The organism is Streptosporangium vulgare, from assembly GCF_042428775.1.
Taxonomy (GTDB): Bacteria; Actinomycetota; Actinomycetes; order Streptosporangiales; family Streptosporangiaceae; genus Streptosporangium; species Streptosporangium vulgare.
Genome location: NZ_JBHMBS010000005.1, coordinates 1 through 24010 on the forward strand (window position 1 = coordinate 1; position 24010 = coordinate 24010).

At 71.0% G+C, this 24010-nt stretch carries 24 protein-coding genes; 7 read left to right on the top strand and 17 right to left on the bottom strand.

Annotation, left to right across the window (positions count from 1 at the left end; all coding sequences use genetic code 11):
* Nucleotides 1-233 precede the first annotated feature (233 nt).
* Nucleotides 234-1385 carry a mechanosensitive ion channel family protein gene (locus ACFFRH_RS12080; RefSeq protein ID WP_386156240.1) on the top strand — a complete coding sequence of 384 codons (1152 nt, stop codon included), beginning with the start codon at nt 234-236 and terminating at the stop codon, nt 1383-1385.
* 233 nt (nt 1386-1618) lie between these two features.
* Here the strand turns inward: ACFFRH_RS12080 and ACFFRH_RS12085 are convergent, their stop codons facing one another.
* The 4 genes from ACFFRH_RS12085 to glgC all read right to left on the bottom strand — a co-directional run bounded on the left by ACFFRH_RS12085 (nt 1619) and on the right by glgC (nt 5579).
* Nucleotides 1619-2878: a DUF5685 family protein gene (locus ACFFRH_RS12085; protein WP_386156242.1), complete on the bottom strand. Its 1260-nt coding sequence runs from the start codon at nt 2876-2878 to the stop codon at nt 1619-1621.
* A gap of 134 nt (nt 2879-3012) precedes the next feature.
* Nucleotides 3013-3384 (bottom strand): VOC family protein, encoded by a 372-nt coding sequence (locus ACFFRH_RS12090; RefSeq protein WP_344743166.1) that lies wholly within the window; start codon nt 3382-3384, stop codon nt 3013-3015.
* Nucleotides 3381-4028, bottom strand: coding sequence for a TetR/AcrR family transcriptional regulator (locus ACFFRH_RS12095; RefSeq protein ID WP_344743167.1), 648 nt, complete (start codon nt 4026-4028; stop codon nt 3381-3383). Before ACFFRH_RS12095 ends, ACFFRH_RS12090 begins: the two co-directional genes overlap by 4 nt.
* 324 nt (nt 4029-4352) lie before the next feature.
* Nucleotides 4353-5579, bottom strand: coding sequence for a glucose-1-phosphate adenylyltransferase (gene glgC / locus ACFFRH_RS12100; protein WP_344743168.1), 1227 nt, complete (start codon nt 5577-5579; stop codon nt 4353-4355).
* A 48-nt stretch (nt 5580-5627) separates the two neighbouring features.
* On the opposite strand from glgC, the gene glgA reads away from it, so the two are divergent.
* A complete protein-coding gene (glgA, locus tag ACFFRH_RS12105; protein WP_386156245.1) occupies nt 5628-6818 on the top strand; it encodes a glycogen synthase in 1191 nt (396 codons plus the stop codon).
* A 38-nt stretch (nt 6819-6856) separates the two neighbouring features.
* Here the strand turns inward: glgA and ACFFRH_RS12110 are convergent, their stop codons facing one another.
* Nucleotides 6857-7222, bottom strand: a complete 366-nt coding sequence (locus ACFFRH_RS12110) for a PH domain-containing protein (protein WP_344743170.1) — start codon at nt 7220-7222, stop codon at nt 6857-6859.
* 96 nt (nt 7223-7318) lie between these two features.
* Here ACFFRH_RS12110 and pgeF point away from each other — a divergent pair, with 96 nt between their 5' ends.
* Nucleotides 7319-8005 carry a peptidoglycan editing factor PgeF gene (pgeF, locus tag ACFFRH_RS12115; RefSeq protein ID WP_344743194.1) on the top strand — a complete coding sequence of 229 codons (687 nt, stop codon included), beginning with the start codon at nt 7319-7321 and terminating at the stop codon, nt 8003-8005.
* A gap of 90 nt (nt 8006-8095) precedes the next feature.
* On the opposite strand, the gene ACFFRH_RS12120 is transcribed toward pgeF, so the two are convergent.
* The 5 genes from ACFFRH_RS12120 to ACFFRH_RS12140 form a co-directional block, all read right to left on the bottom strand.
* Entirely contained in the window at nt 8096-8503 is a 408-nt protein-coding gene (locus ACFFRH_RS12120) for a nitroreductase family deazaflavin-dependent oxidoreductase (RefSeq protein ID WP_344743171.1), read from the bottom strand.
* A 66-nt stretch (nt 8504-8569) separates the two neighbouring features.
* Nucleotides 8570-9385, bottom strand: a complete 816-nt coding sequence (locus tag ACFFRH_RS12125) for a sirohydrochlorin chelatase (protein WP_386156247.1) — start codon at nt 9383-9385, stop codon at nt 8570-8572.
* A gap of 356 nt (nt 9386-9741) precedes the next feature.
* The gene (locus ACFFRH_RS12130; protein ID WP_344743173.1) at nt 9742-10299 is read right to left on the bottom strand and encodes a GNAT family N-acetyltransferase; all 558 of its coding nucleotides are present in this window, start codon (nt 10297-10299) and stop codon (nt 9742-9744) included.
* A 237-nt stretch (nt 10300-10536) separates the two neighbouring features.
* On the bottom strand, nt 10537-11556 hold the full coding sequence (locus tag ACFFRH_RS12135) for an SPFH domain-containing protein (protein WP_344743174.1): 1020 nt from the start codon (nt 11554-11556) through the stop codon (nt 10537-10539).
* Nucleotides 11557-11790: 234 nt separating this feature from the next.
* Nucleotides 11791-13230, bottom strand: coding sequence for an MFS transporter (locus tag ACFFRH_RS12140; RefSeq protein ID WP_386156250.1), 1440 nt, complete (start codon nt 13228-13230; stop codon nt 11791-11793).
* Nucleotides 13231-13406: 176 nt separating this feature from the next.
* Here ACFFRH_RS12140 and ACFFRH_RS12145 point away from each other — a divergent pair, with 176 nt between their 5' ends.
* Entirely contained in the window at nt 13407-14093 is a 687-nt protein-coding gene (locus tag ACFFRH_RS12145; protein ID WP_344743176.1) for a GntR family transcriptional regulator, read from the top strand.
* Between the two features lie 28 nt (nt 14094-14121).
* Nucleotides 14122-15567 (top strand): alpha/beta hydrolase, encoded by a 1446-nt coding sequence (locus ACFFRH_RS12150; RefSeq protein WP_344743177.1) that lies wholly within the window; start codon nt 14122-14124, stop codon nt 15565-15567.
* Nucleotides 15568-15821: 254 nt separating this feature from the next.
* Here ACFFRH_RS12150 and ACFFRH_RS12155 read toward each other — a convergent pair whose 3' ends face one another.
* Nucleotides 15822-16247 (bottom strand): Lrp/AsnC family transcriptional regulator, encoded by a 426-nt coding sequence (locus ACFFRH_RS12155; protein ID WP_344743195.1) that lies wholly within the window; start codon nt 16245-16247, stop codon nt 15822-15824.
* Between the two features lie 150 nt (nt 16248-16397).
* On the opposite strand from ACFFRH_RS12155, the gene ACFFRH_RS12160 reads away from it, so the two are divergent.
* Entirely contained in the window at nt 16398-17252 is an 855-nt protein-coding gene (locus tag ACFFRH_RS12160) for a tryptophan 2,3-dioxygenase (protein WP_344743178.1), read from the top strand.
* 76 nt (nt 17253-17328) lie between these two features.
* On the opposite strand, the gene ACFFRH_RS12165 is transcribed toward ACFFRH_RS12160, so the two are convergent.
* The 4 genes from ACFFRH_RS12165 to ACFFRH_RS12180 all read right to left on the bottom strand — a co-directional run bounded on the left by ACFFRH_RS12165 (nt 17329) and on the right by ACFFRH_RS12180 (nt 20909).
* Complete coding sequence (locus ACFFRH_RS12165) at nt 17329-18138, bottom strand: Fpg/Nei family DNA glycosylase (RefSeq protein ID WP_344743179.1); 810 nt, start codon at nt 18136-18138, stop codon at nt 17329-17331.
* A gap of 33 nt (nt 18139-18171) precedes the next feature.
* On the bottom strand, nt 18172-18609 hold the full coding sequence (locus ACFFRH_RS12170; RefSeq protein WP_344743180.1) for a ribosomal maturation YjgA family protein: 438 nt from the start codon (nt 18607-18609) through the stop codon (nt 18172-18174).
* A 195-nt stretch (nt 18610-18804) separates the two neighbouring features.
* Nucleotides 18805-19974, bottom strand: a complete 1170-nt coding sequence (locus ACFFRH_RS12175) for a zinc-dependent alcohol dehydrogenase (RefSeq protein ID WP_344743181.1) — start codon at nt 19972-19974, stop codon at nt 18805-18807.
* Nucleotides 19975-19997: 23 nt separating this feature from the next.
* The gene (locus tag ACFFRH_RS12180) at nt 19998-20909 is read right to left on the bottom strand and encodes an SRPBCC family protein (protein WP_344743182.1); all 912 of its coding nucleotides are present in this window, start codon (nt 20907-20909) and stop codon (nt 19998-20000) included.
* A gap of 829 nt (nt 20910-21738) precedes the next feature.
* On the opposite strand from ACFFRH_RS12180, the gene ACFFRH_RS12185 reads away from it, so the two are divergent.
* A complete protein-coding gene (locus tag ACFFRH_RS12185) occupies nt 21739-22170 on the top strand; it encodes an ester cyclase (protein WP_344743183.1) in 432 nt (143 codons plus the stop codon).
* A gap of 173 nt (nt 22171-22343) precedes the next feature.
* Here ACFFRH_RS12185 and ACFFRH_RS12190 read toward each other — a convergent pair whose 3' ends face one another.
* Nucleotides 22344-22658, bottom strand: coding sequence for an L-rhamnose mutarotase (locus ACFFRH_RS12190; protein WP_344743184.1), 315 nt, complete (start codon nt 22656-22658; stop codon nt 22344-22346).
* Nucleotides 22659-22712: 54 nt separating this feature from the next.
* Nucleotides 22713-24005, bottom strand: a complete 1293-nt coding sequence (locus ACFFRH_RS12195; protein WP_344743185.1) for a M1 family metallopeptidase — start codon at nt 24003-24005, stop codon at nt 22713-22715.
* Nucleotides 24006-24010: the final 5 nt, after the last annotated feature.

A 24010-nucleotide genomic window follows, 5' to 3' on the forward strand; every position in this document is an offset into this window, starting at 1 on the left:
TCACGACCGGGACGTGAACGCGGCCAGAAACATTCTCGCGGCCGGGCTGGTCGAGAGGTAAAACGCCTGCGGAGGGCCGGTAAGACCGGCCCCGGAGGCTTCCGGGGAGGCACGGCCCGATGAAACAGGAAACCCCTGGGGCGACCCCGGGAATCCCCTCCCTGCAGGGAGAGGAGAAGGTCAACCAGGTAAGAGAACGACGAGGATGAAAGACGTCGAGGGGGACGCCTCAAGTGTCCAGCTGGATCATCATGATCGTTTCGGTGGCCGCCGCCGTCGTGGCGGTGGAGGTGGTACGACGGGTGCTGCGCTCGCGGCTGATCGGCGAGAAATGGGTTCTCGCCGGTCCGCTCGTGCGCCGCTGCACCTGGCCTGGGTTCGCCACGGCCGCCGTGGCGACGGCCCACACCATCTACGAGCCGAACATGGCGACGGTCTCGGTCGGTCAGGGGATCGATCGCGGCCTCAGCCTGGCGATGATCGGGTGCGCCACCTGGCTCGTCATCCAGGCCGCCTACGCGGTCACCGACGTGGTACTGGACCGTCTGATCACCGTCGAGGGCGAGGGCAACCGCAGGGCCCGGCGCATCCGCACCCAGATCACCCTGGTCCGCCGGGTCGCCTCCGCAGTGATCATCGTGGTCGCGCTGGGCGCGATGCTCTTCACCTTCCCGCAGGTGCGGGCGCTCGGCGCCGGGCTGCTGGCCTCGGCCGGGATCGCCGGGGTCGTCGTCGGTATCGCCGCCCAGTCGACCCTGGGCAACATGCTCGCCGGGCTCCAGCTGGCCTTCAGTGACGCGCTCCGCCTGGACGACGTCGTCGTGGTGAAGGGCGAGTGGGGCCGGATCGAGGAGCTCAGCCTGACCTACGTGGTGCTGCGGCTGTGGGACGAGCGGCGGCTCGTCCTGCCGGTCTCCTACTTCACGGCCAACCCGTTCGAGAACTGGACCCGGCACAGCAGCCGGGTGATCGGCCACGTAATGTTCCGGGTCGACTGGTCGGTGCCGGTGGACGAGCTGCGCGCCGAGCTCTACCGGGCCCTGCGCGAGCACCCGCTCTGGGACCAGAAGGACTGGACCCTCCAGATCACCGACACCCTTCCCAACGGGCTGCTGGAACTGCGCGCCCTGATGAGCGCCGCCGACTCCGCCAGCGCCTGGGATCTCAAGTGCGACATGCGCGAGCACATGGTGGCCTTCGTCCGCGACAAGTATCCCGAGGCGCTGCCCCGCTTCCGGGTCGAGACCCCGCCCCCGTCCGCGACCGTCCCCGGGACGCTCACCGGGCTCATGGGCGCGGGCCTGATGTCGCGGGGGCTGGGTGGCGACTCCGGCGAGAAGGACGGTGTCCGCGAGCGGGGCGACGACCGGCCGGAACCGGTCTGAGGCCGAAGCCGAGATTGAGGCGACTGGCTGAGGCGGCGGGTTGAGGTGACGGGCTCGCTCGCCAGGTGCGGGGGATCCGCTCGGTTCGCGGGGCACGCCGGTTCGCGGGATCCGTGCGGCTCGGAGGCCCGTCTGCCCGTTCGTGAGGCACGCCCGTCCGCTCGGGAAGCGCGCCCGTTCGCAAGGCGCGTCCGGGGCCGTCCGCGGCGTTCGGCGGGCCGCTCCCCGGAGTCTCAGGCCCCGCAGTCGCAGCCACACCCGTCGCACTTGCCGCAGCACTTGCAGCAGTCGCAGCACCCGTCACACCCGTCGCAGCCGCAGCTGTCGCACCCTCTCAGGTAGCAGCGCTCGTCCCAGGCGCCGTGCCTCCGGGAGCTCCACCGGGGCCGCCAGAGTCCGCAGGTCAGCAGGGTCCCCACCCCGGCGGCGGACTTGCGGACGAATCCGGGCCGCTCGTAGGAGTGGCCCGCCTCCCCGGGACGGGACGGCGTCTCGTGGTCGTGTCCTCCGGGGTAGTGCTCTTCGGGAGATCCGGGAGAGTGCTCTCCGGGGGCGTGGTCGTGTCCCGCCGGGAGGTGGTCCCGCTCCCCGCGCCGCTCCCCGTGCGAGCGCGCGCACGCCTCACGGGCGGGACCGTGATCCTGGCCGGGGGCGTGGCGGAACGTCCTGTCCACCGCCCGCCGCACCTCGGTGCCCAGCAGCACGTCCACCAGGTGCCGGTCGGCCAGTTCCAGCTCCAGCAGCGCGAGCTCCAGGCCGTGCGCGGCGTCGTCGCACAGCCGCCGCGCCTCCCGCGTGGAGGTGCCGGTGGCGGTCAGCGGGTTGAACGCCCCCCGGGCGGCGTCCTCCTCCCGGTCCTCCACGGCGTCCAGCAGGTGGGCGATCCGGCCGAAGAACCGGCCCGCCTCGGCCAGCGCCGCCGCGTTGTCCGGGATGCCCGCGAGCGTCGCGGTGTACGCGAACGCGGCGGCGACGGCCTCCTCGGTGGGACCGGTCAGCTCCAGCAGCGTCACTCCCCGGCCGCGCTCCAGCTCGATCTGGCGTTCGGCCGTCGAGGCCAGCGAGGCGGTGTCGAACCCGATCCCGGCCCCCATCCGGGCCCCCGCGGCCTCCCAGCGGGCCGCCAGCATCCTGCGCGCCGCGCCGGTGCCCGGAGCGGAGTCGCCGTCGGCCACGTGGTCGCGCAGCTTGCCCGCCGCGAGGACGAGCGACACCGTGGCCGCGAGCCGTACGCCCGCGGCCCGCGTGTCCACCACGTCCGCCGGCCGGAACCCGCGCAGCGCGCAGGGTCCGGCGGTCCGGTGCGGGGAGCCCGCCGGGCCCTGCGCCTCGGCGAGCACCGAGATGATCAGACCGTCGTAGTTGGTGGCCAGCCGGGCCGCGTGCCCCTGCCCGTCCCTGAGGGTCAGGCACAGCCCGCACAGATGCGCCATCCAGGCCCGGTGCAGCGTCGGGCAGGAGTGCTCGCCACAGGGGCGGATGATGCCGAACATGCGATCTCTCATACTCGGGGGTCTGCCCGGGAGACCGGGGAGGGTGAGTCGTGCGACGTACCGGGAGAATCTATCCCCTACAGATCAAGAAGTCGCGCGGTGCGGTCACCGTCATCCCCGAACGACGCTCGCGGTCAGTCGGACATGACCTCGTAGAGGTTTCCCGTCTCGTCCGCGAAGAACAGGCCACGCGGGCGGAGCGGGTGGTCGATTCTCCCGTTGTCGCGCTGGGCGGGGTGGTTGCCGTAGGGCACCTCGCGCTCCCTGAGCCGGGCGAGGATGCCGTCGAAGGTGGCCGGGTCGACGTCGAAGGCCAGGTGGTGGCCCTCGGACGCCTCCACGGTCATGAAGTCGAGGGTGAGGGATTCGTTCACCCGGACCGGGGCGAAGTGGCCGTGCGCCCCGGCCGGGGGCAGGCACTCCAGGCCCATGACGCCGGCGAAGAAGTCGGCCGCCCGCCGTCTGTCGAGCGCGGGCACGATGGTGTGGTTCAGCGTGACGGTCACGACGGGTCTTCTTCCGATGGGGGACGGGTCAGGGCGCCGTGCACGAACACGTCGACGAGGTCGGCGCTCGGCTCGGGCTCGCCCTCCGGCCGCCGGGCGGAGGAGAACACCATCGCGAGGAAGAGCGCGGCGAGACGGTCCGGAGGCAGCCGCAGGGAGTCGCGCTCGGGCTCGAACAGCTCGGCCAGCGCCGTGCGGGTGTCCTTGAACGAGGACTCCCGATCAAGCCGGGGCGCCCCCTCCGCGCCGCGCCCGGGAGATCTCACGGCGGGGCGTTCGAGGGGGCGGCCGGAGGCGTGCAGCGCGGAGATGACGGTGCCGATCCGCGCCATGTGCGCCCGCATGCCCTCGGCGGCCTCGACGAGGCGATCGATCAGCGGCTGGTCGAGCGGGATCGCCGCGAGTTGTTCCAGCACGTGGTCGGGGCGGAGTGCCTCGGCCATGCAGGCGTCGAGCAACTCGTCCTTGTCGGCGAACACCCGGAAGATCGTGGCCTCGCCGATGCCGGCGGCCCTGGCGATCTGGCCGGTCGTCACGGCGGCACCGTTCTCGGCGACCAGGGGGAGGGCGGCCGCCACGATCATCTGGCGGCGCCGCTCAGGACTCATGCCCGGCGCGCGTCGCCGGGCGGGTGGGGTTTCCATGCGCTCATTCTGCGGAGTGAGTACTCACTCCGTCAACGCGTTTTTGTGACCCACGGCCTCCGCGAGGGGGCGGGGCGCGCTCGGCCGAACGTTTCTCCGGTGCGTTCGGTGCGTTCGGGGGAGATCCGGGGCCCCGCGCTCGGGCCCGGCCGCCCGGGAGGGAGTGTTCCGGCCCCGCCGTGACGGCGGGGCCGGAAACCGGCGGGGGCGAAGCCGGGGCGGAACCGGGGGAACCGGCGCGGGACCGGGGTGGCGTTCGGCGACGCGGGTCCCTCCGGTGTTCGGCGATCAGACCCGGGTCGGCATTCGGAGGTCAGGCCAGGGTCAGCGTTCGACGATCTCGTTCTTGCCGATGACGACGATGCCGCCGCTGGTCACCGCGAAGCGGCTGCGGTCGTACTCCAGGTCGAAGCCGATCCTGGCGCCGTCCGGGATGATCACGTTCTTGTCGACGATGGCCTTGCGGACGATCGCGCCCCGGCCCACCTTCACGTTGCCCATCAGGACCGAGTCCTCGACCTGGGAGTGGGAGTGCAGCACCACGCCGGGGGAGAGGATGGAGCGCTCCGCCAGCCCGCCGGAGACGATCGCGCCCGCCGAGACGAGGGAGTCGATCGCCCTGCCCACCCGGTCGCCGTCGTTGTGCACGAACTTGGCCGGGGGAAGCGGGTCGTGACCGGTGTAGATGGGCCACCGGCTGTTGTAGAGGTTGAAGACCGGGTGCGCCGAGATGAGGTCCATATGGGCCTCGTAGTAGGCGTCGAGCGTCCCGACGTCCCTCCAGTAGCCCCGGTCGCGCTCGGTGGAGCCGGGCACGATGTTGTCGGCGAAGTCGTAGACCTCCGCGCTGCCCGACTTCACCATCATCGGGATGATGTTGCCGCCCAGGTCGTGCTTGCTCGTCGGGTCGAGCGCGTCCTCCCTGAGCGCGTCGATCATCGACTGGGTCTTGAAGACGTAGTTGCCCATCGACGCGTACACCTGGTCGGGCGCGTCAGGCAGGCCCACCGCGTCCTTCGGCTTCTCGCGGAAGGCGACGATCCGCCGCCCGGCCGGGTCGGCCTCGATGACCCCGAACTGGTCGGCGAGCGAGAGCGGCTGCCGGATCGCGGCCACCGTCACCTCCGCCCCGGACTCTATGTGCTGCTCGACCATCTGCCGGGGGTCCATCCGGTAGATGTGGTCGGCGCCGAACACGATGACGTGGTCGGGCATCTCGTCGTAGATCAGGTTCAGGTTCTGGAACAGCGCGTCGGCCGAGCCGGAGAACCAGTGCGGCCCGAGGCGCTGCTGGGCGGGAACCGGCGTGACGTAGTTGCCGAGCATCGCCGACAGGCGCCATGTCCGGGAGATGTGCCGGTCGAGACTGTGGTTCTTGTACTGCGTCAGCACGACGATCTGGAGGTAGTGACCGTTGGCGAGATTGGACAGTACGAAGTCGACGAGCCGGTATATCCCCCCGAAAGGCACCGCAGGCTTCGCTCGATCAGCTGTCAGAGGCATCAGCCTCTTACCTTCTCCACCGGCGAGCACGATCGCGAGGACTCTCATAGGTGGACCTTAACCTGATGAACAGGGATGAAACACTAGGCTGATCGCATGCGAGTGGATCTGCTGACCCGTGAATATCCCCCCGACGTCTACGGAGGGGCGGGAGTTCACGTCGAATACCTCGCCCGGGAGCTGCGCAGGCTCGCCGACACCCGGGTCCGTTGTTTCGGAGCGTCACGGCCGGAGGAGGGCGTCGCGGCCTACCGGGTGCCCGGCGGCCTGGAGACGGCCAACGCCGCGCTCCAGGTGCTCGGGGTCGACCTGGAGATGGCCGCCGGATGCGAGGGCGCCGACCTGGTCCACAGCCACACCTGGTACGCCAACTTCGCCGGCCACGTCGCCAAGATGCTGTACGGGACGCCCCACGTGGTGACCACGCACAGCCTGGAGCCGCTGCGGCCGTGGAAGGCCGAGCAGCTGGGCGGCGGTTACACGCTGTCGTCGTGGGCCGAGCGCGGCGCGCTGGCCACCGCCGACGCGATCATCGCGGTCTCCGAGGGGATGCGCCGCGACGTGCTGGCGAGCTATCCGGAGATCTCGCCGGAGAGGGTCACAGTGATCCACAACGGGATCGACACCGGCGAGTACGCCCCCGACCGGGACACCGACGTCCTGGAGCGGCACGGCATCGACCCGAGCAGGCCGTACGTCGTCTTCGTGGGCCGCATCACCCGTCAGAAGGGTCTCGTCCACCTGCTCCACGCGGCCCGAGACTTCCACCCCGACGCCCAGCTGGTGCTCTGCGCGGGCGCGCCCGACACGCCCGAGATCGCCGCCGAGGTGACCGCGCTCGTGCGCGGGCTCGACCGCGAGGGCGTCGTCTGGATCTCGGAGATGCTTCCCCGCCCCGAGGTGATCCAGATCCTCACCCACGCGACCGTGTTCGTCTGCCCCTCCGTCTACGAGCCGATGGGCATCGTCAACCTGGAGGCGATGGCCTGCGAGACCGCCGTCGTGGCCACCGCGACCGGCGGCATCCCCGAGGTCGTCGCCGACGGCTCGACCGGCCTGCTGGTCCCGATCGAGCAGGCCGCCGACGGCACCCCGCACGACCCCGACGCCTTCGCCGCCGGCCTCGCCGGGCGGGTCAACCGGTTGCTGGCCGACCCCGCGCTCGCGACCCGGATGGGCGAGGCCGGACGGATCCGCGCGGTGGAGCACTTCTCCTGGGAGCGCATCGCCGAGCGGACGATGGATCTCTATCGGCGGGTCGCCGCCGGGGAGGCGCCGGTCTCCTGACGGTTTCGGCTTCCGCGGATCTCTCCGAGAGGGGGTTCCTAGGCGGTGATGAAGTGCAGGATCACGTTGTGCACGTGGTGCGCCTTGTTGTCGCCCCGGAACTCCACCTCGTAGGTGTGGGTGCCCACGTGGATGGCGATGGCGCCCGAGGAGAAGAACGATCCCGCGATCGACTTGTTGCTCACCACGCTCACCGCCGAGACCTTGTTGTAGGGGATGCTCGTGATGGCGATCTTCTTGCCGACGAACGACTTGTCCTGCACGATCACACGCCTGTCGGTGAGTCCCAGGAAGCCGGTGCCCGTGCCGATGGCGTCGTAGACGGCGATGATCTGCTCGCCGGGCATCAGACCGCTCTCGATCTGCTGGTACTGCTCCTTGCGGTCGTACACAACCTGCGCCATGACGCTCGCAATCTCTATGGGGTTCTGTGTCCTTGTAAAACGAACGTCCGGGAGGCCGGGTTCCTGGGCGGGTAAGGTCGGCCCGTGAACTTTCAGATGAGGATCACCGATCGTCACGGTGGGGTCAGCGCCGATCCGTACGGCAGCCGCAACCTGGGGGGCATGTGCGGCGACGAGCCGGACGCGGTCGCGGCGAACAGGGCCAGGACGGCCGCCGAGTTCGGCCTGGAGCAGGTCGTGTTCATGCGGCAGGTCCACAGCGCCGACGTCCGATACGTCAGGGAGCCGTTCGGCGACGACCCGCCGCCGCTGGACGGGGTCTGCACCGACGTGCCCGGTCTCGGCCTGGCCGCGCTCTGCGCCGACTGCGCGCCGGTCCTGCTGGCCGAGCCGGAGGCCGGACTGGTCGGTGCCGCGCACTCGGGGCGGGTCGGCACCATGTCCGGCGTGGTCACGGCCCTGGTCGAGGAGATGGCCGGGCGCGGCGCGGACCCGGCGAGGATGACCGCCCTGATCGGCCCGATGGCCTGCGGCACCTGCTACGAGGTCCCCGCCGAGATGCGCGACGAGGTCGCGGTGCTGCTTCCCGAGGCGTGGTCGATCACCCGCCAGGACACCCCGGCCCTCGACCTGCGGGCCGCGATCACCTCGCAGCTGGGCAAGGCGGGCGTCGGGGAGATCACCCACGACACCCGCTGCACCATCGAGAGCGCCGACCTGTTCTCCCACCGCGGGGAGGGGACGACCGGCAGGTTCGCGGGCTACGTCTGGCTGGAGCCCTGAGCCGCCCCTGTCCCTGTCCCCGCCCCTCGCCGGGCCCGGCCGCGCCGGTTCCCGGTCACGGCGGGAGCCCGCCGGTCGGTGCGGCGCCGGTCACGACGTGATCCGCTCCAGCACGACCACGGGGATCTCCCGGTCGGTCTTCTTGGTGTACTCGTCGTAGGCGGGCCAGGCCGCGGTCATGATCGACCACAGCTCCGGCTTCTCCTCGGGCGTGGCGGTGCGGGCCCTCGCCCTGAAGCGGTCACCCAGCACCTGCACCTCGACCTCGGGGTTCTCCCGCAGGTTGAGGTACCACAGCGGCGGCTGGTCGGAGCCCCCCTTGGAGGCCACGACGAGAAGGTCGTCGCCGTGGCGCTGGTAGATGAGCGGGGTGGTCCGCGGCTCGCCGGACTTGCGGCCGATGGTGGTGAGGAGCAGGGCGGTGGTGCCCTGCCACTCGTGTCCCTCGGCGCCGTTGGTCGCTATGTATCGGTCGACGTGCTCTTTTCCGAACAGCATGATCTATCTCCTCTGACAGCTACGCGAGTCATTACCCGTCAGAGGAGATAGATCACACGGGGGCGCTCAATCCGCCGACAGGATGCTCCCGTAGGCGCGGGCGGCCAGGTCCGCGATCAGATCGTGCGCCCCGAGGAAATCGGCGCACTCGGCCCCGATCTCCTCGGCCGCCGCGCTCGCGAGCCCGGGGGGCGCCTCGGGGCCCAGGACGCAGGGGGACAGGGCGATGCGCTGGGCGCCGATGCCGCGCAGCCGCTCGGCCGCGTCGGCCACGGCGGGCGCGCTGTCGAGGGAGGCGACCAGGACGGGCAGGGTGAGCCGCGAGGCCAGCAACACCGCCGTCGGCTGGGCCTCGGCCGCCGCTTTCTCGCCGCCGACGGTGGCGAGGATGACCGCGTCGACCGGGCTGGAGACGTTGAGCAGCCGCATCCGGTCGGCCCGCGCCAGGCTTCTCTCCGACAGCCGGATGTGCAGCGCCTCGGCGAGCAGCGGGTGCGGCCCCAGGGGTTCGGTGACCGTCACCGAGACCCTGCTGGAGGCGACGGCCTCGGCGATCAGCCGGTCCGCGACCGGGTGCGGGCCGGTCAGCAGCGGCACCACGACGGCGGCCGTGGCGTCCTCCGGACGTTCCCTGGCCGCGGCTTCCAGCTCGGAGGTCAGCTCCTTGCCGTCCTCGCCGAGCGCGGCCAGGCGAACCTGGATCTGTGGGTTGTCCCCCCGTATGAGGGCCGCGAGCTCCGCGGCCGTGCCGGAGGCGTCGCCGAGCGCGGCCAGCACCAGCGCGGGCGCCTCGGGCGGGAGCTGGGCGGGCACCGGCCTGCGGTGTCTTCCGGAGGGCCGCACCGGGCGCCCTCGTACGGGGAGGATGGGACTTTCGCTCACATGCGCGGACTCTAGGGCCATTTGACACTTCCCGTGACCGGAAACGGCAGCATTCCCGTCACAACATTCTGAAAAGGGGGACGCGGGGGCGGGTTCTCCCTTGTCCGCGACCGGTTCACGACAGGTACGCGGCAGATGCGCGACGGGTTCACGGCCGGTGCGCGAGGGGCGCGCGGCCGGTCCATGGCAGGTACGCGGCGGGTGTGCGAGGCGCGTGCGGCCGGTTCACGGCGGGTGTGCGGGAGGGCGCGCGGCCGGTCCATGGTCGGTGTGCGAGGGGCGCGGTCGGTCCATGGCGGGAACGCGGCGGCGTGCGGCCGGTTCACGGCCGGTCCGGGGCCGGGAGACCTCCCCGGTCAGACGTCACGGTGGCCCTCCCACTCGTCTTCCAGCGCCGAGTGCACGACGGAGTCGCGCCAGGCCCCGCGGGCCCGTACGTGATGCCTGATCCTGCCCTCCTCGACCATTCCGGCGACCAGCATCGCCAGTTGCGCGGCGGTGTTGGCGGGGGAGCGGGCGCCCCAGATGCGGTGCAGGCGCAGATCGCGGAAGCCGAACGTGAGGATCAGCCGGATCAGGTCGGTGCCGATGCCCCGGCCCCAGTGGTCGGGACGGAGCCCGAGGCCGATCTCGGCGCTGTGCGGGTGGTCGGCCTCGATGTGCAGCCGGGCGACGCCGAAGGCCTCGCCGCCGTCGAGGTCGGTCACCGCCAGCACGTAGAGACGCCGGGGCTCGGCCTCCGAGCTCTTGATCGCCTCGATGACCATCTCTTCGACCTCCTCGCGGGTGCGGGGGTCGAACGGCAGGTGCTCGGTGGCCGTCGGATCACCGTAGACGGCATGCAGGGCGTCCACGTCGTCGATGGTGATCTCCCTGAGCCGGAGCCTCTTGCCCGAGAACTCAACGTGGCGCATGCGCAGACGTTAACGTCTCGGAGGTTCTACGGCTAGAGATCTTTCCGGTAAGCGGACATACCATCATTTTAGTGATCTTATATGTACGACTCCGGATGTGCCCAGGCGTGGAGATGCCTGTGCCCGGACTCAGGCGAACCCGGTCCCGCGTGCGGGAGCCGGGGTCACCCGAGTCCGGGACGTACCGGTCGTCCCGGAGCCGGAGATCCGCGGGGAAAACGGCGTCGGGGGAAGGGGTCACTTCGCCGGGACGACGATGTCGGAGTTGCCCGGGGCGTAGACGGTGATGCCCTCAGGGAGGGCGTTCAGCTTGTCGATCTCGACGCAGGCACGGCACTTCCGGTAGCTCTCCTGCAGCTGCTTGTTCGCCTCGGCCTCGCCCTTGGCCAGCGCGACCGACGCCTTCGCGTCCGCCTCGGCCTGCCTGATCTTCGCCTCGGCCTCGACGTCGGCCTGCGACGCCTTCGCCTTCGCCTCGGCGATCCCCGCCTGGGCGACCTGGGTCTTGTTCACCGCGGCCTGGATCTCGGGCGGCAGCGTCACCCGGACCAGCGTGAACCGCAGGCCGGTGAAGAAACGGCCGCCGAGCAGCTGCTCCAGGTCGCGCTCCAGGAGCTGGTTGATGCCGTTCTGGGCGCGGATGATGGAGGCGTTGCTGTCGATGACGGCGGGGAGGGCCTTCTTGTTCGAGGTCGTCTGCACCAGCGAGCAGGAGGAGAGCAGCTCGGCGCACTCGGCGGCGCCGATCTGGCTGCGCAGGGCGTTGTAGATCACCGGTCGCACGGACTGGATGAAGAACGCGTTCCATCCCTCGTCCCCGTCCCAGGCGGAGCGCAGCTCGCCGTCCTGGCCCAGGTAGGTGCGGGTGCCGTACCGGTCGTCGAAGCGCTTGAGCGTCTCCTGGTCGAGGTTGAGCGTGAAGTAGAGGGTGCCCTCGATGCCGAGGTTCACCCCGTCGGAGCTCGGCACGGTCACCTCGTCCACGCCGCTGGAGCTGGCCCGCTTGGCGTCGGTGGTGATGGTGTAGATCCGCTGCTGGGCCGGGTAGGAGTGCACCGACGACCACAGGCCGACCCAGGTGAGCCCGGAGTCGGGCGGGATGACCTGCCGGATCCCGGTGTCGTCCAGCGGGCCGCCGTCCCTGACGACGGCCACCTGGCCGGGTTCGGTGCGTTCGAAGCCGCCTCCGACGCCGATCAGGACGATCACCGCGATGACCGCGAACACCACGGCGGCGACGCTTTTTCCGATGGGCATGTCGATCCTCCTCTGGGCGGGCACCGGAGGGCGGTGACCGGGGATGGCCGTCCCCGGTCACCGGCCCGGCCGGCTTCCCTCGTGGCGGGCTTCTGGCGGTTCCTCACGTGCTCCAACCGGGTTTGACGAGCTGGTGGGCCGGTGAGTTCGGTGAGCTGTCCGGAAACCGGGCTGTTCCGAACTTCGGGAAGAACCGCGGCCACCGGGGAGGGCCGGTGGCCGCGGCAGGGGAGGTCAGGCGTCCCGGGAAGCGGTCCCCGTGCGCGTTCCCAGGTCGCCGTCGCCGGTGCCTGCTGAGTCTTCGGTGGAGGCGCCGTCGTGGCTGTCTCCGGGGGCTTTGGTGAAGGTGCCGTCGCGGGTGTCTCCGTGGTCTTCGGTGGAGGTGCCGTCGAGAGTGCCGCCGGGACCGGGTACGTCGTCATGCGTCCGGGGGGCGAGGGCGAGGCCCGCCGCGGTGACGGCCAGGGCGGCGACCACGTAGAGCGAGACGGCGAGGGTGCCGCCGAACCGGTCGAACAGCCACAGCGCGACGATCGGGGCGAGGGCGCCCCCGAAGATCCCGGCGACCTGGTAGCCCATCGAGGCGCCGCTGTAGCGCAGGCGGGTGCTGAACAGCTCGGCGATGAAGGCCGCCTGGGGCCCGTACATCGCGGCGTGGCAGGCGAGGGCGACGACCGAGGCCAGCGCGATCAGCGGGAAGGACCCGGTGTCGAGCAGCGGGAAGAAGGCGAACACCCAGACCGCGGCCCCGATCACGCCCGCCAGGTAGACCCTGCGGCGGCCGGCCCTGTCCGACAGCGCGCCGAACAGCGGGATCAGGAAGAGCTGGAAGGCGGAGCCGATCAGCACCGCGTTCAGCGCGACCCCGCGTTCGAGCCCGAGGGGGCCGGTGACGTAGGCCAGGATGTAGGTCACGAAGATGTAGAAGGCGACGTCCACGCCGATGCGGGCGAGGCCCGCGGAGACCAGCGCCCGCGGGTGCGTGCGCAGCACCTCAAGCAACGGCATCCGGGCCTTCGCGCCCGCCCGTTCGACCTGGGCGAACAGCGGCGACTCCACGATCCGCAGGCGGATCCACAGGCCCACGACCACCAGCGCGCCCGACAGCAGGAACGGCACCCGCCATCCCCACGACAGGAACGCCTCCTCGGGGAGCGCCGCCGACATGATCCCGAGCACGGCCGCCGCCAGCAGGTTTCCCGCGGGCACCCCGACCTGCGGCCAGCTCGCGTTGAACCCGCGCCGCCGGGGGTCGCCGTGCTCGATGGACATCAGCACGGCCCCGCCCCACTCGCCGCCCAGGCCGAGCCCCTGCACGAAGCGCAGGGTGACGAGCAGCAGCGGGGCGGCCACGCCGACGGTGGCGTAGCCGGGCAGCAGGCCGATCAGGAAGGTGGCGACACCCATCAGCAGCAGCGTCACCACCAGCACGTTCTTGCGGCCGACCCGGTCGCCGAAGTGGCCGAACACGATCCCGCCGAGCGGTCGCGCGACGAACCCGATCGCGTAGGTGAGGAACGCCAGCAGCGTGCCGGTCAGCGGTTCGAAGGTGGGGAAGAAGAGCTTGTTGAAGACCAGCGCGGCGGCCGAACCGTAGAGGAAGAAGTCGTACCACTCCAGGGAGGTGCCGACCAGCCCGGCCACAATGACCCGCCTGGTCTGGGAGCTTGCCATCGCGTGTGCTCCTTACCTTCTCGTGGGGGATGTCCCGTCTCGTAGGGAAGTCCTGTCTTGTAGGGGATCCCGTCTCGCGGGGGAAGTCCCATGAGGCGGCTTCTTGACGTGGTCCCATCAACATAAGAATCGTTCAACAATTCGACAATAGATTTGTTTGATGATTTCTTGGGAGCGTGGAAAACGTCACCGCGGCGCTACAGCGCGACCGCGGCCGCCTCGGGCGCAGCAGCGCGGCCGAGGTGGTCGCCGACATCCTCAGGGAACGGATCGCCGAGGGGCTCTTCGTCCCAGGTCAGCGCCTTTCCGAGGAGAGCATCGGCGCGGCGCTGGAGGTCTCCCGCAACACCCTGCGCGAGGCGTTCCGGCTGCTCGGTCACGAACGCCTGCTGGAGCATCGGCTCAACCGGGGCGTGTTCGTGCGCGTGCTCTCGGCCGAGGACGTGGCCGACCTCTACCGGGTGCGCAGGGTGATCGAGGGCGCCGCGGTGCGGAACGGCGCGCACGCCTCCCGTGACGCCCTGGCCGCCCTCAAGGAGGCCGTCACCGAGGCGTCCCGCGCCGCCGGAGAGGGACGCTGGCAGGACGTCGGCACGGCCAACATCCGTTTCCACCAGGGCCTCGCCGCCCTGAACGGCAGCCCCCGCCTGGACGAGGCGATGCGCCAGCTGCTGGCCGAGCTCCGCCTGGTCTTCCACGTCATGAAGAACCCCCGCGCCTTCCACGAGCCCTTCGTGGCCCGCAACCTGGAGCTGGTCGAGCTCATGGAGGCCGGACGCGCGGCCGAGGCCGAGCGGGCCCTGGAGAGCTACCTGGACGACGCCGAGAAACTGCTGATGCAGGCATATATCCCCGAGCCGTAAACACACGTTAATGGGGCAGAATAAACGGATGTTTACCCCGAATCCGCATGTGCTGGTGCTCGCCGGTCCCGGTCTGGTCGCGGACCTTCGCCTGCTCACCGAGGTGGCCGACCGCGAGTTCGCGGCCCTCGGTGTCGGCGGTACGGTGTCGGCGGCCTCGGACCTGCCGGCTTTCCGGACGGCGCTGGAGTCGCCCGACGTCCTGGTCGTCCTGCCCGGCCCGGATCCGGAGGCCCGGAGCCTGTTCGCCGAGCGTCCCGACGCGGTCTGGCTCGACCTGACGAAGGCCGACGCCCCGCTTCCCGCCCCAGCGGGTGACCCGGGGTTCACGGGCGGTGCGGGGTCTTCGGGTGTGATGGGGGCTTCGGGCGGCGCGGGTGGACCGGGCGGCGCGGCGTTCGCGGGCGGTGCTGGGGAACCGGGCGGTGCGGCGTTCACGGTTGGCGCGGGTGGCACGGGGAGACCGGGAGGACCGGAGGAACCGGGCGGTCCGGGAGGCGCGAAGGTCACGGCGGGGACGCACATACACGGGCGGGGGATCTGGGGGCTGACCTGGGCGATCAGGCACGCCGTCCACCGCCTGCGCCGGCCCGCGCAGCGGATCCCCTACGGCGACCACCCCGACCAGTGGGTGGAGGTGCGCCTTCCGTACGAGGTCGCCGGTGAGGCGCCCGCCGAGGTTCCGCCGGCCGGGGTACCCGCCGCGTCGCCGTCGTACGAGAACGGCGGGCAGGACCCCACGGCGGCGCGCGAGGCCGGAGAGCGGGCACCCGCGGCGGTGCGCGAGGCCGAGGAGCATGCACCCGCGGCGACGCGCGGGAACGGGGGCGGGGACCAGGCGCCCACCGTGGTGCTGCTGCACGGTGGTTTCTGGCGGTCCATCTGGGGAGCGGACCTGATGGACGCGCTCGCCATCGACCTCGCCGAGCGCGGGTTCGCCGCCTGGAACCTCGAATACCGCCGCCCCGACCTGCACGGCTGGGACGCGACCACCGCGGACGTCGCCCGGGGTGTCGCCCTCGCGGCGGAGAGCGCCCGGGGCCCGCTCGTGGTGATCGGCCACTCGGCGGGCGGGCAGCTCGCCCTCCGCGCCGCCGCCGACGACCACCGGATCACCCTGGCCGTCTCCCTGGCGGGGGTGCTCGACCTGGCCGAGGGGGACCGCAGGCACATGAGCTCCGGCGCGATCGCCGTCGCGCTCGGCGGATCCGCCGCCGAGGCGCCCGCCGCCTACCGGAGCTCGGGGCCTTTGGAACGGCTTCCCCTGGGGGTGCCCCAGCTCATCGTGCAGGGGGGCGGGGACGATCTTGACCTGGTCGACTTCGGGCGCCGCTACGCGCGAGCCGCTCAGGAGTCAGGTGATCAGGTGACATATCTCGAAATGTCGGGCGATCATTTCGACGTCATCGACCCCGCGTCACCGATCTGGCGAGCCACCGCCGGGGCCGTCGCCGAGCACCGCAGGCCCTCCTGACCGACCCGCCTCGGCCAGAGGGTCTTCTCGGGCGGTGACGGGCTCGCCGGGCGAAGACCCTTTCGCAAAGCTTTCGGAAGGCCCCTTGTCCGCTTCCGCCTCGCTTCCGCCTCGCTCCCGGCGGCGGGCCCCTGCCGGTGGTGACGGGCTCACCGGGCGAGGGTCTTCCAGAGGGCCTTTCACAGCGGGGCCCTTCGGCAGGGCCTTTCTGCGGGACCTTTCTGCGGGGTCCCCGGAAGGCCCTGGGCGGGCTTTCAGGTGGAGGAGAGCGGACGCCAGGGGACGGGGCTGGAGAGCACCATCATGCTCGACGGGTGGCCGTACGGGGCGAGCCGGTCGATCATCTCCTCGAAGGCCGTCATCGAGGAGGCGGCCACCCGCAGCAGGCAGCACGCGTCACCGGTCACCCGGTGCACCTCCAGGATCTCCGGCCAGGCCAGCGCCTGCTCGTCGCGGAGCACGCAGCGGGGCCCGTAACACGACATCCTGATCAGGGCGGCCACCCCGCGCCCGGCCATCGCCGCGTCGACCCGGGCGTGATAGCCGGTGATCACCCCGGTCTCCTCCAGCCGCCGCACCCGCTCCGCCACCGCCGGAGCCGACAGGTGCACCCGGCGCGAGAGCTCGCTGTACGACAGCCGCGCATCGCCCTGAAGTTCGGCGAGCAACGCCCAATCCATCGCGTCCACGGTCACGCTCCGTCACATCGTAACTTGATCCGCTCGATGCCTTCCGTTCCGAAGGCCCAATCCAATAATCGCCTTTCTTCCATTATTTCCGTACAGACCGATACAGACCACCATGGAGGTTATACCGACGAAGGAGGAGTGATGACCGGCATCAAGCAGCTCACGGAGCAGGACCGTAAGGCGCGTGCCGAGGCCAACGAGGGGCTGCCGACGCTGGGCTTCGAATCCGGTACGCCCTACGACGACTACGTGGGCACCGCCACCCTGCACGGGCTCCAGCGCACGATCACCGATGCCCCGGAGGAGCTGCCGTTCCTGGTCACCACCCAGGTGATGGAGCTCTACTTCGGCCTGCTCCGCACCGAGTGGCGCCTCGCCCAGCGGCAGCTCGACGCGGACGACGTCACCGCCGCGACCCTGACGATCAGGCGCACCGTACGGCACTTCGAGGCGCTCAACGCCGCGTGGGCCGCGCTGAGCTGGCTCACCCCCGCGCAGTTCAACTCCTTCCGCGACGCCCTGGGCGAGGGGTCCGGCTTCCAGTCGGCCCTCTACCGCCACGTGGAGTTCCTGCTCGGCAACAAGTCCGAGGCGCTCATCCGGCCGCACCGCCGCAACCCCGAGGCGTACGAGGAGCTCGTGGAGGCGCTGCACCGGCCGAGCCTCTACGACTCGGTCCTCGCCTTCCTCGCCCGCGCGGGCCACGCCGTCCCCCGCTCGGTGCTCGATCGCGACCTCGCCGCCGAGTACGGGCCCGACCCCGAGGTCGAGGCGGTCTGGGTCGAGGTCTACGGCGGCCCGCTCGCGCCGCTGGCCGAGGCGCTGACCGACCTGGCCGAGCAGTTCTCCGACTGGCGCTACCGGCACCTGATGGCGGTACGGCGCTCGATGGGCGCCAAGCCGGGCTCCGGGGGTTCGAGCGGCCTGACCTGGCTGGAGCGGAGCATGCGGCGGGAGATCTTCCCCGAACTCTGGACGGCCCGGACGTTGATGTGAGGCACTCCCGGGTTCGGGTCCCGGTGCCCGCGGCCGGGGACGGCCCGCTCGGCGCCTTCCCGGTCCGGTGCGGCGGTCAGCCGACCTGACAGGCCGGGCACCAGAAGAGGTTGCGCCCGGCGAGCACCTCCGTGCGGATCTCGGTGCCGCACAGGAAGCAGGGCATGGTGGAGCGCCGGTAGACGTATACCTCGCCGCCGTGGCCGTCGACGCGGGGCGGGCGGCCCATCGCCTCCGGTGTGTGCTCGGGCCTGACCGTGTCGATGTGGCCCACCCGGACGCCCTCGGCCATCAGGAGCACCAGATCCGCCCAGATCGCCTCCCACTGCCCGTGGGTGAGGTCGCGGCCGGGCCGTGACGGGTCGATCCCCTGCCGGAACAGCGCCTCGGCCCGGTAGATGTTGCCCACGCCCGCGACGACCGACTGGTCCATCAGCAGGATCCCGACCGAGACGCGGCTGCGGCTGATCCGCCGCCAGGCGGCCTCGGGGTCGGCGTCCGCCCGTAGCGGGTCGGGCCCGAGCCTGGCGTGCAGCGCCGCCTTCCCCGCCGGGTCGAGCAGCTCGCAGGTGTTGGGGCCGCGCAGGTCGGCGTACCGGCCCGCGTTGCTCAGGCGCAGGCGCACCATCCCCGTCGGCGCGGGCACGGGGGCCTGGCCGAAGGCGTACTTGCCGTAGATGCCGAGGTGGACGTGGAGCCACCGCTCGTCGTCGAAGCCCAGCAGCAGGTGCTTGCCGTGGGCGTCGGCCTCGGTGAGCACCCGGCCGTCGATCCGCAGGGCCCCGGCGGCGAAGCGCCCCTGCGGGCTCTCCGCGCGCACGGCCCGCCCGCCGAACGCCCGCCGGTGCTCTCCGGCCAGGCGGTGAATGGTGTGTCCTTCAGGCATGACCTGAGAATCATACGATCCGCCCGGCAATGCTCAGGGCACCGTGGTCGCCCGCTCCCGGCGCCGCAGGGAACGGCGCTCCAGCAGGGTGTGGGCCGACGCGGCGAGGAGGGCCCCGGCCGCGTACGCCACGAGGTCGGCCGCGCCGAACGTGCTGCCGAGCACCAGCCTGGCCACGACGCTCGCCTCGGAGAGCGCGGCGGGGACGGGCGTCAGCTGGGCCAGCTCGACCGCCCAGCTGAACGCCAGCGCGCCGATCGCGGCCCGCACCGGGGTGACCCGGGGCCATACGAACACCACCAGCGCGTAGACGAGCACGGTGTAGAGGGCGTCGCCCGCGTACTTGCCGAACCAGCCGCCGGTGACCGCGCGGACGGTCAGCCCGGCGGCGACGGTCGCGAGGGCGGCGAGCGCGGCGAGCAGGCGGGTGCGGGGGAAGCGGGGCGGGTGGTCATCGTGGGCGGGAGGCACCCGCCCACGATAGCGATCACGCCGATCCGCGAGCCCACGCTTCCGGCCGCCTTCGCGCAGGGTCGTGAGCCGTGCCTCCGGCCGTTCGCACGCCGATCCGCGAGCCGTGCTCCCGGACGCCGCCCCGCTCTCGTCGCCGCCGGTTCCGTCCCCCTACCCCCGGCCTGCCGGCGGCCGGGGGACGGAGTGCCCCGGCTACGGGGTCAGGACGATCTTGTTGCAGTCGTCCACCTTGTTCTTGAACATCTCGAAGCCGCGCGGGGCGTCCTCGAGCCGCATGCGGTGGCTGATGACGAAGCTGGGATCGATGTCGCCCTTGCGGATCTTGTTCAGCAGGGGCTTCAGGTATCGCTGGACGTGGCACTGACCGCTTCTGAGCGTCAGCGACCGGTTCATCAGGGAGCCCATCGGGAACTTGTCGAGCATGCCGCCGTAGACGCCGATCACGGACACGATCCCGCCGTTGCGGCAGGCCATGATCGCCTCACGCAGGACGTACGGGCGTTCGGTCTCCAGCCGGGCCGCCTGCTTGGCCCGGTCGTAGGCGTACATGGCGGGCACGGGGTGGTGGGCCTCCATGCCCACGGCGTCGATGCACGCGTCCGGGCCGCGACCGGCGGTCATGTCCCGCAGCGCGTCGAGGACGTCGACCTCCTCGTAGTTGAGCGTCTCCGCGCCCGCGCGTTCGGCGTTCCTCAGCCGGTAGGGGAAGCGGTCGATGCAGATGACCCGGTCGGCGCCCATCAGGTAGGCGCTGGCGACCGCGAACTGGCCCACCGGGCCGGCCCCCCACACGGCGATCGTGTCGCCGGGCTTGATGTCGCACATCTCGGCGCCCATCCAGCCGGTGGGCAGGATGTCGGACAGGAACAGCACCTTCTCGTCCGGTAGATCATCCTCGATCTTGATCGGCCCCACGTCGGCGAAGGGCACGCGCGCGTACTGGGCCTGGCCCCCCGGATAGCCGCCGAGCATGTGGGAGTAGCCGAAGATGCCCGAGGGGGCGTGGCCCATGAGCTTCTCGGCCATGCCCGCGTTGGGGTTGGAGTTCTCGCACACCGAGTACATGCCGTGCTGGCAAGAGGTGCAGGCGCCGCAGGCGATCGGGAAGGGCACGACCACCCGGTCGCCGACCTTCAGGGTCGACACCTTCGGGCCCACCTCCACCACCTCGCCCATGAACTCGTGGCCGAGGATGTCGCCCTTCTTCATGGTCGGGATGTAGCCGTCGTAGAGGTGCAGGTCGGAGCCGCAGATCGCGGTCGAGGTGATACGGACGACGGCGTCGCGGGAGTTCAGGATCCTGGGGTCGGGAACCTCCCGGACCTCGACGGTGTTGCGGCCCATCCAGCAGTTGGCCTTCATGGAATTCTCCTTGCGTCACGACTTCATAGCGGTACGGGCTGGGCGGGACGCTGCATGGCCTGCCGCAACGCGCGGGTGCCCTCCGGGCTGCCTTCCGAGCGGACCACCTCACCGGTCTCCAGGACCTGCTTGAACCGGCGCAGGTCGTCGCGGACCTGCTGCTCGGGATGCTCGCCCAGCAGCCTGGCGAAGGCCAGGCCGGCTTTGCCGCCGGGCGGGACGTACGCGAGGTTCACCCGCACCTCCGTGCCGCGTCCCCCGGGAGCGTCGCGGAAGCGCACGGAACCGCTGTTGCCGACCAGGGCGCCCGGCATGGAACGCCAGGCGATCAGCTCGTCGGACCGGTCTTCGACGATCTCCGCGTCCCACTCGACGGTCTTCACGGGGCCTCGCGCCTTCCAGTGCGAGTGCCCGTCGCCGGTCGTCTCCACCGCCTCCAGGTGTGTCATGAAGCTGGGAAGGTTCTCGAAGTCGTGCCAGTACCGGTACACCTCCTGGCGAGGGCGGTTGATCGTGATGGCCGCGTGCAGGCTCATCGGGCCCTTGTGCGGGCGGCGCCGGTTCGCCCGCAGCGCGGTGTACAGGTCGATCGCCGTGATCCCGGCGACCACCGCCGTGACGGCCGTGACGCGGCGGCGGCGCCGGCCGGTGCGGTGTGACAGCGCCCGGCTCAGCGTCGCCAGGTCGATGACGTCACCCGCGGCGCGGGTCCACACCAGGGGGGCGGGGGTACGGGAGCCCAGCAGGGTCGCCGCGTGCAACAGCTCCCGCACGCCCACCAGCATCACCGCGCCACGGGCCTGGATCGAGTCGTCGACGCCGCAGAGCCGGCTGACGGCGCCCGGCGCGGCGAGTGGTGCCACGCTCAGCCCCAGGCTGGCCCAGCCCAGGGCGCGGGCGAGCCGGTCGGTCGTGCGGTCGTGTTCTTCGTTCATTTCGCCTCCGTATGGTCGGTCGCTTTCGGTGCCGTTCCGCCGGTGGCCCGGCCGCTCCGCCGGATGCCGGGAGCGTGCCCACGTCGCGGACGGCGTCCCGCGAGGTGAGCCGTCCCCGGCTCCTCGGCCCTCGTGGCCGGGGATTCACCGTGCTCGGCCGTGGGCGGGCCGAGGGGACGAAGGTCAGGCCGGGTACGGAGACCGGAGGTGAGCACCGCCGGCGGCCGGTGGTCGCCGGAAGCGGTGATTTCTCATTCCCCGCCGGGGTGACGGCTCCGGGCCGGTGCGCGCCGCCGTCCCGCGCGGCCGGAGGTGGAACCCGTGATTTACGGGAATCCCCGGCCGTCCTGCCACCCAGGGCCGTACCGACGTTCGGTCCGCCGCGACAGTGTGCGGTGAGGAACCCCGCTTTTTCAGGTTGTCATCAATGCCGGTCACGGAAAAGAGCCGGGGGGAAATATCTGTTCAAGTTCCGTGCAGCCGGCGCAGACCGGGTCACCGGTCGGCAATAATCTCAAGAACATCATTTTGTGATCGCTTCGGTGAGTTCCACAAAAGGCCGACGTGACCGCCCGTCCTGTGTCGCCGACGGGAGCCCCTTTGAATGTTCGCGGCAGGCCTGCGGGTATGTGTTTGCCAATTCGCGAGTTATCGTGCCTTGAAGGCTTTCGGGGTTCGGGGGTATCGTGGCCCGCCGCGATCTCCCGGGTGTGCTCCGCGTCGTTACTGCTCAGCGCGCCTGTCGTGGTTTCTCGGCGGATGCCGCAGCTACCCTTCCGCTGCCAAAACATTGGTTATACCGTGGTCCTGACGGCCAGGGAGGTATGTCATGCCCGATGCTCGCGATATCAAAGACAGACTGTTCGACGCGCTCAATGAGCGTGACACCGACAAATTGATGGAGTTCTACAGCGAGGACGCCGTCTTCGTCACGCCGGTGGGCATCGCCGAAGGTCGTGAGCAGATCTTCTGGTATTACCAGCACTTGCTGGACGGTTTCCCGGACATGCATGTCACCCCCTGGTACAAGGTGTGCTGCGACGACCCCGCCGTGACCGAGTGGACGTTCATGGGCACTCACACCGGGTCCTTCCTCATGCCCGACGGTCACGTGGCGGAGGGGACCGGCCGAAAGATCATCTTCCGGGGCTGCGGCCTGTGCACGATCGAGGGCGACAAGATCATCACTCGCCGGGATTACTACGATCAGCTGGAGCTGTACAACCAGCTGGGTTTCTGTCTCGTGACAGAGCCGGCGTGACTTTCTTCCCGGCTTCCTCGGCTTCCCCGGCTTTTCCGGGTTTTCCGGGAATGCGGTCTCTTTCCCGGACGGGCCTCAGGTCTTCCCGGGGATCCGGGGGCCGGGAGGGCCCAGGGCCTGCCGGGGTTCCTCAGGCCTTCCGGCGGGCGGCCCCGGGCTTTCCGGAGAAGACGTCAGGGCAGCCGCCACACCGCGGGGAGGCCCTTGTCCGCGCCCCCCTCGGAGTAGTCGTGCACGACCTCCAGCAGCTCGGCCATCCGGGCCTGCCAGGCGATGTTCACCGGCAGGTCCGCCAGCGACGCCAGCAGTGCCTCGTAGTCGTCACAGTCGATCACGTGGAACAGGTCCTGGCCGCTGCGCCAGATCGTCCACTCGTGCGCGCCGCCCCGCCTGATGGCCTCGGTCAGCTCGGCGGGCACCTCCCGGTGCGCTTGGTCGTACTCGGACTCCCTGCCCGGCTTGACCCGGGTGTGCAACGCGATGCGCATGCCGTACCTCCGTGAAGTTGTAGACCGTTATAGCAGCCATCCGATGTATAAGGGTCAGGGGAGGGCGGGGAGGCGGCGGTCCTGCAGCCAGTCGGCGAACAGCTTGTCCAGCGGCCGCGTGGTGCGCTGCGCGGCCAGCGCGGTGAACGCGCCGGTGGTGACGGTCCCGTGGCGGTGCCCGGCCGTCCACTCCCTGAGCAGAGCGAAGAAGGGCTCGTCGCCGACGGTGCGGCGGAGCGCGTGCAGGGTGAGCGCGCCGCGCCTGTAGACCCGGTCGTCGAACAGCCGTCGTGGGCCCGGGTCGGCCAGCACGAAGTCCTGGGGGAGCGCGGAGAGGCGGCGGTGCCAGCGCTGCGCGTGATCATCGGATGAAAGGCCACCGGAGCTCTCCGACCAGATCCACTCCGCGTACGAGGCGAACCCCTCGTGCAGCCAGATGCCGCTCCAGTCGGCCACCGTCAGGCTGTTGCCGAACCACTGGTGGGCCAGCTCGTGGGCGACCAGCCGCTCCTCGCCCCGCCTGCCGTCCACGTGGTTCACCCCGAAGATCGACATGCCCTGCGCCTCGACCGGGATCTCCAGCTCGTCGTCCACGACCACCGCCGTGTAGGAGCCGAACGGGTAGGGGCCGAACCGCTCGCGGAAGACCTCCATCATCCGGCCCTGGCGCTCGAAGTCGTGGCGCACCCGCGAGGCGAGCCTGGCGGGGAAGACCAGCCGCGTCCCCGGGCTCGGCTCGATCTGCTGGTAGCGGCCGATCTGTACGCTCGCCAGGTAGGAGGCCATCGGCTCGGCCTGCTCGTACACCCAGGTGGTCGTCGAGGCCGCCCGCCGCCTGGAGGTCAGCTCCCCGTTGGCGACCACGTGGTACGCGGAGGCGGTGGTGACCGAGATCCGGTAGGTGGCCTTGTCGTCGGGCCGGTCGTTGCACGGGAACCACGAGGGCGCCCCGATCGGCTGGCTGGCCACGATCACGCCGTCGGTGAGCTGCTCCCAGCCGAGCCCGCCCCAGTGGCTGGTCACCGGCCGGGGGGTGCCCGAGTAGCGGATCTCGACGGTGAACCGGCCGGGCCGCAGCCCGGGCGGCGACAGGTGGAGCTTGCCCCCGCGATGGGTGAAACGCACCGGAGCGCCGTCGACCAGCACGCCGCTCACCCGCAGGGCGCCGAGGTCGAAGGCGACCCGGGTGAGCCGCCGCAGCGCCACCGCGGTGATCCGGGCCACCCCGCCCAGACGGTTGGGGGTCACCCGGTAGTCGAGGGTCAGGTCGTAGTGCTCCACCCGGTAGCCGTCGTCGCCGTGCATGGGGAAGTACAGCTGAGGGATGGAGGTCGTGCTCAGGGTCACACCGG